General features: G+C 48.3%; 11 protein-coding genes and 1 pseudogene. 9 read left to right on the forward strand and 3 right to left on the reverse strand.

Going from position 1 to position 12,267, the window contains the following annotated elements; genetic code table 11:
• Positions 1–235: 235 nt before the first annotated feature.
• The 5 genes and pseudogenes from ACW5MY_RS04350 to cyoE all read left to right on the forward strand — a co-directional run bounded on the left by ACW5MY_RS04350 (position 236) and on the right by cyoE (position 6,448).
• Complete coding sequence (locus tag ACW5MY_RS04350) at positions 236–1,969, forward strand: ABC transporter ATP-binding protein (RefSeq protein WP_462061674.1); 1,734 nt, start codon at positions 236–238, stop codon at positions 1,967–1,969.
• Positions 1,950–3,767 carry an ABC transporter ATP-binding protein gene (locus ACW5MY_RS04355; protein ID WP_013351419.1) on the forward strand — a complete coding sequence of 606 codons (1,818 nt, stop codon included), beginning with the start codon at positions 1,950–1,952 and terminating at the stop codon, positions 3,765–3,767. Before ACW5MY_RS04350 ends, ACW5MY_RS04355 begins: the two co-directional genes overlap by 20 nt.
• 166 nt (positions 3,768–3,933) lie before the next feature.
• The gene (locus tag ACW5MY_RS04360; RefSeq protein WP_013351420.1) at positions 3,934–4,338 is read left to right on the forward strand and encodes a DoxX family protein; all 405 of its coding nucleotides are present in this window, start codon (positions 3,934–3,936) and stop codon (positions 4,336–4,338) included.
• A gap of 16 nt (positions 4,339–4,354) precedes the next feature.
• Positions 4,355–5,212: a VOC family protein gene (locus tag ACW5MY_RS04365; RefSeq protein WP_014469921.1), complete on the forward strand. Its 858-nt coding sequence runs from the start codon at positions 4,355–4,357 to the stop codon at positions 5,210–5,212.
• A 289-nt stretch (positions 5,213–5,501) separates the two neighbouring features.
• Positions 5,502–6,448 (forward strand): annotated as a pseudogene (cyoE, locus tag ACW5MY_RS04370) (heme o synthase).
• Between the two features lie 35 nt (positions 6,449–6,483).
• Here cyoE and ACW5MY_RS04375 read toward each other — a convergent pair.
• Entirely contained in the window at positions 6,484–7,035 is a 552-nt protein-coding gene (locus tag ACW5MY_RS04375) for a PadR family transcriptional regulator (protein ID WP_013351422.1), read from the reverse strand.
• A 238-nt stretch (positions 7,036–7,273) separates the two neighbouring features.
• Between ACW5MY_RS04375 and ACW5MY_RS04380 the strand changes: the two genes are divergently transcribed.
• From ACW5MY_RS04380 to bstA, 4 genes are all read left to right on the forward strand, one after another.
• Positions 7,274–7,876 carry an NAD(P)H-dependent oxidoreductase gene (locus tag ACW5MY_RS04380; RefSeq protein ID WP_462061677.1) on the forward strand — a complete coding sequence of 201 codons (603 nt, stop codon included), beginning with the start codon at positions 7,274–7,276 and terminating at the stop codon, positions 7,874–7,876.
• A complete protein-coding gene (locus tag ACW5MY_RS04385; RefSeq protein WP_289394216.1) occupies positions 7,867–8,955 on the forward strand; it encodes an acyltransferase family protein in 1,089 nt (362 codons plus the stop codon). The genes ACW5MY_RS04380 and ACW5MY_RS04385 overlap by 10 nt, the downstream gene beginning before the upstream one ends.
• Before the next feature lie 193 nt (positions 8,956–9,148).
• On the forward strand, positions 9,149–9,421 hold the full coding sequence (locus tag ACW5MY_RS04390) for a ribonuclease inhibitor Barstar (RefSeq protein ID WP_013351425.1): 273 nt from the start codon (positions 9,149–9,151) through the stop codon (positions 9,419–9,421).
• Between the two features lie 24 nt (positions 9,422–9,445).
• Entirely contained in the window at positions 9,446–9,988 is a 543-nt protein-coding gene (gene bstA / locus ACW5MY_RS04395) for a bacillithiol transferase BstA (RefSeq protein ID WP_013351426.1), read from the forward strand.
• On the opposite strand, the gene ACW5MY_RS04400 is transcribed toward bstA, so the two are convergent.
• Together ACW5MY_RS04400 and ACW5MY_RS04405 are read right to left on the reverse strand one after the other, a co-directional pair.
• The gene (locus tag ACW5MY_RS04400) at positions 9,948–11,540 is read right to left on the reverse strand and encodes an MFS transporter (protein WP_289394217.1); all 1,593 of its coding nucleotides are present in this window, start codon (positions 11,538–11,540) and stop codon (positions 9,948–9,950) included. The genes bstA and ACW5MY_RS04400 overlap by 41 nt on opposite strands.
• Positions 11,541–11,648: 108 nt before the next feature.
• Positions 11,649–12,131, reverse strand: a complete 483-nt coding sequence (locus tag ACW5MY_RS04405) for a MarR family transcriptional regulator (RefSeq protein ID WP_013351428.1) — start codon at positions 12,129–12,131, stop codon at positions 11,649–11,651.
• Positions 12,132–12,267 lie beyond the last annotated feature (136 nt).

Below are 12,267 nucleotides of genomic sequence, written 5' to 3' on the forward strand. Positions count from 1 at the left end.
CTCCGCTAATTCATTTTAAAATCAAGGCTCCGGTTCAGAAAGCTGGTAAAAAGAAAAGACAGCCTCCATATATCTGCATCCCTTATTCTTCAATTTTGGTCTTCAATGATTTCCGTTTTTTCTTCATAAAGTACATAATAAAAGTGCGGGTTCAAGGGTTAATCCTTTATTCATTTACGACAAACAAATAAAATAAATATACATACAACTGAACAAAGAATTTGGAGGCTTACACATGTCAAAGGCTTTATCATATGTAAAACCGTATTCTCTGTTGGCGGGGATCGCTCTGTTTTTCATGCTCATCGAGCTTGCGGTAGAGCTGATACAGCCCCTGCTGATCGGGAAAATCATTGACGAAGGAATTTTGAAGCAGGAGCTCGGAACGGTCTGGCTGTGGGGCGGCGTGATGATCGGACTGACCGTTGTTTCATTCGCCTCGGGCATTTTAAATTCTTTCTACTCCGCCCATATCAGCCAGAGCTATGCGTATGATACGCGAAAAGGACTTTTTCAAAAAATTCAATCCTTCTCCTATTCGACGTTTGCGCAATTCTCATCCACATCATTTATCACTAGGCTGACAAACGATGTGACGCAGGTCCAGAATATGCTTTTTATGAGTCTCCGATTTATGCTCCGGGCGCCGTTAATGATCGCGGGCGGTATTATTCTCTCGCTGACCGTCAATGCGAAACTCGGGTTTTTTCTGCTGGTCACGGTGCCGATTTTACTTTTGTTTTTACTGTGGGTGCTGAAAAGAGGCGGCGCGCTGTTTCGATCTGTACAAAAGCGGCTCGATCAGGTCAACACGATCATGCAGGAAAACCTGACGGCGATCAAACTGATTAAAGCGCTCCTCCGTGCAAACCACGAAGTGAAACGTTTTTTGCAATCAAATACGAAGCTGATGGAAAAGACAGTCTCCGCTTTTCGGCTCGTGGAAGCGGCGATGCCGATCTTAATGCTGTTGATGAACATTTGCATTTTATTTATCTTATGGTTCGGCGCCAAAAGCATTGATCAGGGCGGAGCGCAGGTCGGCGATGTCGTTTCCGTCATTAACTATGCGACGCGGATTACAGGCGCGCTGTCCGTCCTTCCTTTTCTTATCATGGTATTTTCCCGGGCGAAAGCTTCCGGAGAAAGAATCGGCGAGGTGCTGGAAACAGAAGGCGGCGAGGGGACGGGGCACGACCCGGCACAGACGCTTGAAGGCGGCGTTGAGTTTCGCGAAGTGTCCTTCCGCTATCCGGGCATGGAAAAAGACGCGCTGCATCACGTTTCCTTTTCTGCCAATCCGAAAGAGACGGTTGCCATTATGGGCGCGACGGGCTCAGGAAAATCAACGCTCTTTCAGCTGATTCCGCGCCTGTACACGGCTGATTCGGGCAGTATTTTCATTGACGGCAAACCGATCAGTGAATTCTCCGCTCGTGGACTGCGCAGGGAAATCGGCTATGTTCCGCAGGAAGTACTCCTGTTTTCAGGCACAATCCGTGAAAATATCGCATGGGGGCGGGAGGATGCTTCACTAGATGAAGTAATGGAAGCGGCCAAAGACGCGCAAATCCATGAAACCATTATGAAGCTGTCAAACGGATACGACACGGTGCTGGGACAGCGGGGCGTCAATTTGTCAGGCGGGCAGAAGCAGCGTATTTCCATCGAGCGCGCTTTTATCAGAAAGCCGTCCCTCCTGCTGTTAGATGACAGTACGAGCGCGCTGGATCTTCAGACGGAAGCAAAGCTTTTAAAGGCGATCAGGTCTTATGAATGTACGACACTGATTATTACACAAAAAATAACGACCGCGATAAAGGCTGACACCATCTTATTGCTTGAAGACGGCGAGCTGCTGGCAAAAGGCACGCACCAAGAGCTGATGGCAGAGTCTCATTTGTACCGGCAGATTTATGAATCACAATTCGGAAAGGAGGGAGCTGACAGTGCAGAAAGACATTCGTAAACCTTTCCGATATCCGAAAATACCGCTCAAATCAAATGAAGGCGGCAGAAAACGCGCGAAAGCAAAAGATACAAAAGGCACGCTGCGCAGGATCTGGTCTTATGTAGCCGAGAAAAAAGGGCTTTTGTCCCTCGTGATCATCATGGTAGTCATAAGCGCCATATTTGGCCTCCTCGGACCGTTCGTCATCGGGAAAGCGATTGATCATTTCATCGTCGGGCGGACGACAGACGGATTGGCGGGGGTGCTGTTCATACTGTTTGGGATTTACCTCGTGCAATCATTGTCCTTATGGTTTCAAAACTATTGGATGATCAATATTTCTCAAAGCACCGTGTTTAAAATGCGGAGCGAGCTGTTTACTCATCTGCATGAACTGCCGATTCCGTTTTTTGATAAACAGCGGCTCGGCGACTTGATGAGCCGGGTCACCAATGATATTGAAAATGTCAGCTCCACTTTAAATACATCAGTCATTCAGGTGCTGTCGAGCGTCATTACATTCGTCGGCACAATCGCCGTCATGCTGTACATGAGCCCGCTTTTAACATTGATCACGCTCTTGATTATTCCGATCATGTTTTTGAGCATTAAATGGATCACCAGCCGGACGGGACTGCTCTTTAAGCAGCAACAGAAAAACCTCGGCGAGCTGAACGGTTTTATTGAAGAGTCGATATCAGGAGCGAAAGTCATTAAAGCCTACTCGAGGGAAGACCGCGTCATGGAGCAATTTTTAGAAAAAAACGCGGCGTTAAAATCATCGGGATTTTGGGCGCAGACCATTTCGGGATTCATTCCGAAAGTAATGAACTCTTTAAACAATTTAAGCTTTACGATTATAGCGGCGGTCGGCGGGCTGTTTGCGCTGAAAGGGTGGATCTCAATCGGTTCCATCGTCGTATTCGCCGAATACTCACGGCAGTTCACGCGCCCTCTGAATGATTTAGCCAATCAGTTCAACACGATGTTATCGGCCATCGCCGGGGCTGAACGGGTGTTTGACGTGCTTGATGAAAAAGAGGAGCGGGAAGACGAAGAGCATGCGCTGTACCAGCCGATCAAAACGGGAGAGATTGAATTCCGAGATGTCTCCTTCGGCTATCAGGAAGACAGCCTGATCTTAAAACATCTGTCCTTCAGCGTTCCGCAAGGACAGTCAATCGCCTTTGTCGGCCCGACCGGAGCGGGTAAAACAACCGTCACAAGTCTGATCGCCCGCTTTTACGAGCCGAATGAAGGGAAAATTCTTATCGACGGAACGGACATCAAAAAACTGACGAGATCCAGTCTGAGAAAAAATATGGGGTTTGTCCTGCAGGATTCATTTCTTTTTCAGGGCACCATCAGGGAAAATATCCGCTACGGCCGCTTGGATGCATCTGACTTAGAGGTGGAGGAAGCCGCTAAAGCCGCCAATGCCCACGGATTCATTGAACGGCTCCCCAAAGGCTACGATACCGTTCTTACCCAAAACGGCGCGGGCATCAGCCAAGGCCAAAAACAGCTCATTTCCATTGCGAGAGCTGTGCTGGCCGACCCGGTTCTGCTCATTTTGGATGAAGCGACAAGCAACATTGATACGGTGACGGAAGTGAAAATACAAGAAGCGCTCGGCCGTTTAATGGCGGGCAGAACAAGCGTCATCATCGCTCACAGGCTGAATACGATTCAAAAAGCCGATCAGATTCTTGTGCTGAAAGACGGCGAAATGGCTGAAAAAGGAACCCATGCCGAACTTCTCAGCCAGAACGGTTTTTACCGGGAATTATATGAAAGCCAGTTCAGGGAATCATAAATAGGAACAAAGACCTCCGACAGAGTGCGGAGGTCTTTTTTTGCGGGGATAACTAGTACTTTTAAGTTATTTTCGTTAAATGTAACGAAATTACTTGACGTAAATAAGTTATGTATATATACTAGCTTACATAAAGTAAGTGATAATAATTTTCAAGGAGGATTTTATGAATAAATCATTCGAAACAGGAACACTGCTTTTAAGAGTTGTAACAGGTATTATCTTTTTTGTTCACGGTTTATCCAAGTTTCAAGGTTTAGAAGGCACAACGCAATTTTTCCAGAGCATCGGGATTCCGGCCTTTATGGTCTATGTCATCGCAACGATTGAACTGGTTGGCGGGGTTCTGATCTTTTTCGGCTTGGCAACGCGCATTATCGGCGTTCTGTTTGCCATCACATTAGTCGGCGCCATCTTCACGGCGAAGCTTTCCTCACCGTTTATGGGCGGATCGGAATTTGATTTCATCTTGCTGGTTGCGTCAATTCACTTAGCGCTTTCAGGAAGCCGTCTGCTTTCATTGGATCAGCTCCTTTTCAAATCAAAAAAGGGAGAAACTTTTTCAGCATAAGAAAGAAGGCGTTCAGATGACCGGCATTCATCAAGATACGGCACTGGGTTATGTCAAATTGACCATCAAAAATATGGAGCGGTCGCTCGACTTTTATCAAAATGTGATCGGCTTTCAAGTCATCTCGCAAACCGATCGTTCCGCAGAACTGTCAGCAGACGGAAAACGCGTCCTGCTGGTGCTTGAAGAAAATCCAGGCGCCGTCATTCTGCCGGAGCGGTCTGTCACCGGCCTTTACCATTTCGCGATTCTTCTGCCTGATCGGAAAGAACTCGGCATCGCATTGGCCCGGCTGATTGAAAACGGCATCGCGCTCGGTCAGGGGGATCACGCGGTCAGTGAGGCTCTTTACCTGTCTGATCCGGACGGAAACGGCATTGAAATATACGCCGATCGTCCCCGCAGCACGTGGCAGCGCGATGCAGAGGGCAATTACGTCATGCAAACGGCGCCCGTCGATGTGGACGGGCTTTTGGAAGAAGCCGGAGCTGAACGGAAAAGCCGTCTCCCGGAAGGAACCGTTATCGGGCACATTCATCTCCATGTGACGGATTTACAGGAAGCCAAGGCTTTTTACACCGATATTCTCGGTTTTGACATTGTCGGCAATTACGCGGCCATGTCCGCGCTGTTTGTTTCAGCGGGAGGATATCACCATCACATCGGTCTGAATATATGGGCCGGAAAACACGCGCCGCCGAAACCGGGAAACGCAAGCGGGCTGGATTATTACACCATCGTGCTTCCGCATCATGAAGAGCTGTCACGTGTGACAAAAGCGCTGACTGATGCCGGCTTTGAAATTGAAGAAAAAAACGATGGCATATTCGTCAAAGACCCTGTGTCAGGGGCGGATATCGCATTTACACTGTAAGAAAAAAACCTTGCCATCAATGGCAAGGTTTTTTATTTGAAAACTTCCCCGAAAACAAAAACGATACGGGATTAGCCTTCTTAATGCCCGTGTTTGAAATTGATCTGCTCGCTTCAAGCCGGATCAGGGAGTTTTATGGGCAGATTTTGAATAGTAAAGGAAATGAGCCGCATCCGGTCAAGATGCGGCTTTTTATATATAATTTACAATTGTGTGAAAAATAGACAGAATGAATTGTGATTCCTGATTCTTCCTGATATGATAAGCCGAAAAAGGAGAACCCGAACAAATGAATTCAAATGCAGCACGGACGGAACAGCCGATGAAGCATAACGGAAACCGGGTGACGGTCAAGGACTTTATCATTCTTGCCAAACCGGGAATTATCATCTCAAATTCACTCGCCGCATTGGGCGGATTTTGGATCGCATGGCTTCAGTCTGAAAGGACGGGCGAAGGGCCCGGTATATTTGCCGCTATGACGATCGCCATGATCGGAACGGCGCTTGTCATGGCATCAAGCACTGTTTTTAATAACTTCTTTGACCGCGGCATGGATGCCAAGATGGCGCGAACCCGCACCCGTGCAAGCGTCACGGGTAAAATACCGCCGCCGGTTATGATCCTATACGGCGCCTGTCTCGGCGCATGCGGATTCATCATGCTTGCTTCGCTTCATGTACTGACCGCCGTTCTCGGCCTGCTTGCATTTTTGCTGTATGCCGTCGTTTATACGCTTTGGTTTAAAAGACAATCCGTCTGGGCACATTTGTCGGCAGCTTTCCGGGGGCGGCTCCGCCCTTGATCGGCTATTGCGCCCTGACCGGGTACATTGATATGCCGGCGGTGTTGTTATATGCGATTATGTTTTTGTGGCAGCCGCCGCATTTTTGGGCGATCGGAATCAGGCGAAAGGAAGAGTATCGTGCTGACGGAATTCCGCTTTTGCCGATTATAAAAGGCAATCGTGTCACAAAAATAAAAATGCTGCGCTATATCGCCGTTCTGACTGCGGTTTCGCTGCTCGTCCCTCTTTATATCGATGTCAGCCCGTTTTATACCGCGACCGCTCTCCTGCTCGGAGCCATCTGGCTGTACCGGAGCGTCAAAGGTTTTCGAGCAGCGGATGACACGCAATGGTCGAAAGGGATGTTTTTTTACTCGATTGTTTATTTCAGTCTGCTTTTTCTTATTTTAATGGCAGATTCGTTTATTACGGCGGGTCTCAGAACGTAAACAGGCGGCTTGCATACAGAGCCGCCCCGTTTTGTTTATGCTTTTTTGATGAGAGCCAAAATATGCTCAAGCCAGGAAATATAATTCCTTTCCCGCTCCAGCGCTTTTGTCAGCACGAGATAATGGCCGAAATCCGGAGAAGAAAAGGAATCCGCCTCCTCGGAGGATGTCATCAGTTCATGATAACTGTTTTCCAGATCGGACAACTTCTCCTTTCGCTTTACGAGCTGATCGGTGAATAGCTCATCCGCTTCTTCATTCGTCAAAGCTGAGATAAAATAAGCCTTCAGCATAAATTCATCCTTCACCGTTTCCGGAATCGGATCTTTTTTCGTCAGCCATGCACAAAGCTCCCGCTCTCCATTGTCAGTCAGCGTGTACATTTTTTTCTCCAGCTTCGTTCCCTGAATCGCAGTGCGGAACGTAATGAATCCCTCAGCCGTCAGCTTTTTTAATTCCGGATAAATCTGGCTGTGCTTTGCGCTCCAAAACTGGCCTAGCTCTTCTTTAAAATAGCTCGATATATCATATCCGCTCAATTCGCCTTTTCGCAAAAGTCCTAAAATCGCGTACTTTAAAATTCTCATGTTGTCCTCCAAGCCCATTCATTTGACAGCTAGTATACCATACGGCTGCTTAAAAACGCAGAAGTGTCGGATACCGCATTTCAATCCTGTTTAAAACGAATCAAAATGCTGCCGGAAACAGACAGAAGGGAAGGCCGCCGTTTCAGTCGGCGAAAAAGCCTTTCATCATGTCTTTGCCTTATTCATACTGCATAATGATATAATCATTGTAAAAATTAAAAAATACTGGGAGGGACATATGAAGACGGTGATTGTGTATGCAAATCCGGATGAGAACAGTTTCAATGCGGCGATCGTCAAATACGTCGCCATGGCTTTAAAGGACAGCGGACGAAGCTATACCGTCATTGACTTATACGCCGATCAATTTGATCCCGTGCTGAAGGTCGGAGATGAAAAAAAGCGGAGGGATATGAACCGGGACGCTGAAACAAAGAAATACCGGAAACTGATGAAAGAATCGGATCATCTCATTTTCATTTACCCGCTGTGGTGGGGAGGCGTTCCGGCGATTCTGAAAGGCTTTTTTGACAAAGTGTTTGTCGCCGGAGAAGCCTACACATTTGAAAACGGCCGTGTAAAAGGACTGCTCCGGGCAGAGACGGCACAGGTGTTTTATACGGCGGACTCCCCGAACCGGCACTTAAAGTGGTTCCGGAAAAACGCGGACTGGATTACGCTGAAAAAAGGCATTCTGCAATTTTGCGGCATTCAAAAAGCCGAACGGAACTTTATGTCCGCCGTCAAAACGAGCACACCCGAGCTGCGGGAAAAGCGGCTGCGCCAGGCGTACGCCAAAGTCCGCCGTGCTTGTGAAAAAGGAGCGGCCGCATGCAGATAAAAGAAATTTTCGTGATCCGCTGCCTGTCCTGCTTAAGTGTCGTTCTGCTGCACGTGATGTCAATGGTGCTGATGATTCAGGAAGAGTCCTTAGCAAGCGCCGCCCATACGGTTGATGCGTTCCGGACCTTGCTGATGTTCAGCACGCCGGCGTTTATCTTTATCTCGGAATTTCTGCTTGCCAGGTCCTATCCGGAAGGCGTGCCCGCGGGTTTCTTAAAGAAAAGGGGAAAAGTCATTTTCGTGCCGTTTCTGTTTATTGCCGCGGTGGATGCCATTTTAATGAAAAGCGTGGCAGAAGAAGGCGCCGGTTTCGTTTCAGTGATGGGTAAATTTTTAGAAAATGTCTTTTTGGGAAACTTTATCGGCTACTTCATTCTTGTGATCTTTCAATTTTACATTCTCCATATGCTGCTGCACCGCTGGCTGAACAAAACATCTCCCGCATGGGTGCTGTCTGTTTCTTTTATCATCAATGCCGTCTATCTCGGCTATTTTTCAATTCTTCATCCGCCGGCGTCATCGGGGCTTGATTCTATTTTTCCGTTCTTTTGGGTTCCGTTTCCGGGCTGGCTGTTTTATTTCTGTCTGGCATTTTATTGCGGAAAGGAATACCGGCGTTTTTTAGCGCTCATCAATCAGTACCGCTATGCGGTTTACTTCAGTGCGGCCGTATCGGCGATATTGATTGTGGCCGTTTCATATGTCAGCGGCAGCTCCATTTCTTCTAAGCGTCCGGATATTATGATTTATGCGGTCAGTATTATTTTTCTGTGCTTTCATCTGTTTTCAAAGCTCAATAAAGTGCCCGCGATGGTGATGATGATCAGCAACTATTCGTTTTCAATCTATCTGCTCCACTCCTACTTTTTAATCAGCGGGTACCTCCTGGAAAGCTATCTGCGGTCAATGCCCTTGCCGGCTGCCATCCTGCTGTTATTTTTGATCTGCACGCTCGGTCCCATTTTCGTATCGTGGGGATGCAACCATTTCAGGTACGGATACCTGTTTGTCGGAAAAGTGTATCAGCCGAAGCACAGCAAAAGAAGCACGGCGGCGTCCCCGGGCCGCACAGTCTGAAAAAAGGCGGCGTTTCGGCCGCCTACTTTATATGGATCAGCTCTGTTAAAAAAGCAGCGCAGCCGGGCAAATCCAATCTGCAGCCGTCCGAGACAGGAGGACATCGTCCAGCTGAAACCGGGGCAGAATCCGGCCATTTCTGAAGAGAAAAATGGTAAACTGATAGAATAAAATCATAAGAAAGGAGCCGCACATGAAAAAAGCAGTCATTAACGGGGAACAAATCAGAAGTATCAGCGACCTCCACCAGACATTGAAAAAGGAGCTTGCCCTTCCGGAATACTACGGTGAAAACCTGGACGCTTTATGGGATTGTCTGACCGGATGGGTGGAGTACCCGCTCGTTTTGGAATGGAGGCAGTTTGAACAAAGCAAGCAGCTGACTGAAAATGGCGCCGAGAGTGTGCTTCAGGTTTTCCGTGAAGCGAAAGCGGAAGGCTGCGACATCACCATCATACTTTCTTAATACGATCAATGGGAGATGAACAATATGGAAACACAAACCCTCAGCTATCCGATTGGAGAATATCAGCCGCCTGAATCGATTTCAGCCGGACAGAAACAAGAATGGATCAATACGCTGGAACACGCTCCGGCCAAACTGAAACAAGCTGTCAGAGAGATGTCGGACAGTCAGCTCGATACGCCGTACCGCGAAGGGGGATGGACTGTGCGCCAAGTGGTTCACCATCTGGCGGACAGCCACATGAACAGCTATATCCGGTTTAAATTGAGCTTAACGGAGGATGAACCGGAAATCCGTCCTTATGATGAAAAAGGCTGGGCCGATCTCCATGATTCCAAAACCGCCGCTTGCGGGGATACGCTTGAGCTGTTAACGATCCTGCACAGAAGGTGGGCCGCTCTTTTGCGCTCCATGACGGAAGCTCAATTCAAACGGACATTTTTCCATCCTGTATCTAAGGAGACGGTTACGCTGGAACAGGCGCTCGGATTATATGTCTGGCACTCTGAACATCACATCGCCCATATTACTGAGCTTTCCCGGCGGATGGACTGGCATTTTTCTTAGAGGATGCCGGCTTCCGGAAATACGCCAAAACAGCCGCAGACACAATCGTGCATAACGAAATGACGGCGGCTGCCGTATAAAGATGGTGGTAGCCGCTGGCAACGCCCGCTTCAATCGCATCAGAAACCGCTTTTTTGACGGCGGGGACGGGGATTCGGCTTACCTGTTCCTGCAACGAAGAAAGTCCGCCGCCGATATCGGGCATTTGCGCCTGATCAGCGGGAATGCCGCTTTTCGCTAAACGTTTTTTGATGTCATCTCCGATCCGGTCAAAGCCGCCTGTAATGAAGCCGGCATATAAGGCCGGAGCGAGCGTCAGCCCGACCTGCCTCACGAGTGACAGCGTGCCGAGCGCTGTCCCTTTGTTTTGACCCGCCGTTTCTGATACAAGCACATTCAGCGGAGCTCCGAGCAGAAATCCGAAACCGATCCCCGCAATCACACTCGCCGTGACAAATTCCCATTTATCCGTCACCCATAACGGAAACAGGCTGAATCCGGTAAAGGCAATGACGCCTGATACAACCGCAGAGAAGACCGGCCCTTTTTTATCCGTGACCGCCCCGCCGAGCCATGCCCCGATGCCTGACGCCAAAGCGAGCGGCGTCATCCAATAACCTGCTTTTTCCGCCGATACATGCAAATACTGCTCCGCGTAAGAAGGAATAAAAATCACCGCAGCGAGCAGCCCGCCTGATAAAAATCCGATGACGAGCGTCCATTGAAACACTTTATTCTGCAGGAGCGAGCAGGCGAGAATCGGATCGCCCCCGCGGTTTTCAACCCGTTTTTCGACTTTAAGCAGCGCCGCAAAGAGAAGTCCCGCCCCCAACAGATACCCGTACACCTTTACGTCCATTATGCTTTCTGACAGCTTCGCCCCATCGAGATTCGTAATACCGATCATGCAGGATAAGATCGCTAGAGACAGCATCATCGTGCCGGCGAGATCAAGCTTTTTCACCTCAGGCTCTTTCGTTTCAGCGATAAACAAACCGCCGCACACAACCAAAGCGGCGGCAATCGGCAGATTAATCAAAAACAGCCAATGCCACGACCCGGTTACATCAAGCAAAAAGCTTCCGATATTCGGTCCGAGGACGGCCGCCATACCGTTCATCGCTCCTAAAAGCCCGAGAGCTTTTCCCTGTTTCTCCTTCGGAAGCACAGCCAAGACATGCGAACTGCCGATAATAAAAATCCCTCCGCCGCCAAGCGCCTGAATGAGCCGCGCTGCCAAAAACATCGGGAAGCTTTGACTGAGTGCGACAAGCAAAGAGCCGAGACCGAACACCCCGACTTCAATCATAAACAGCTTTTTCCGCCCGTAACGGTCAGACAGCTTGCCGACAATCGGCACACTGACACTGAGTCCCAAGGTGTAAAGGGTTACTCCCCACGAGCCCCATGAAGGGGAAACACCAAAAGAGCTGTTAATCGTCGTCAGAGCAGCGGAAATAATTCCGTTGTCCAGCGCCGCCATGAACACACCGATCGTAAAGAGAGTGATCGCCCAGCTCTGGTTTTTTTCTGTTTGCAATGGTTCCGGCATATTGATCAATCCTCCTATTTTTAATTCACTTTGAATATATTATTCATTTTGAATGAATTAAATGTCAAACAAAAAAAGGCCGCCGATCCCGGCAGGCCTTTTTCATCTCTATGCCTGATTGGAAGATTCAAGCGCTCTTGCCAAAATGGCGAGCCCTTGATTGACCGTTTGTTTTTCTTCGACGGTCAGCGTTTCCAATGAACGCTTCAATTTTACATGTCCTTTTTGATAAAGGCTGCGGAAAATATCTTTTGCATTTTCCGTTAATTGAACGACGACTGAACGGCGGTCTTCTTCTGACGGAGCGCGTGTAATGAAACTTGATTTTTCCAAACGGTCAAGCAGCCCCGTCGTATTTGAAAGAGAAGCGCCCATTTTTTCCGCGATTTCACTCACCTTCAGTGTCCCGTGGTTGTTCAGAAGCATCAGCACTTTCATTTGCGGCATGCTCATATCAAGCTTCATCCACTCCGACACATCGCCGAGTCCCGCCGATGTCATCACTTTCATATACAAAACCCAAATATCCCGTTCCTCAGGAGAAAAAATATCGCCGCCTAATACCGTTGTATCATGCAGATTATAATCCATCGTCTCACTTCCTCGTTAATACTCCTGCATACCATATTACTGATTTTAATCTGAGAAAGAAAGTTGCAGACGAGTTTTGTTTGAATATGAGGTGGTAGTGTATAATATGTTGGAGATTATTGGGGGAATTATAATA

The sequence above is a fragment of the Bacillus sp. Bwzl_19 genome (assembly GCF_054900515.1).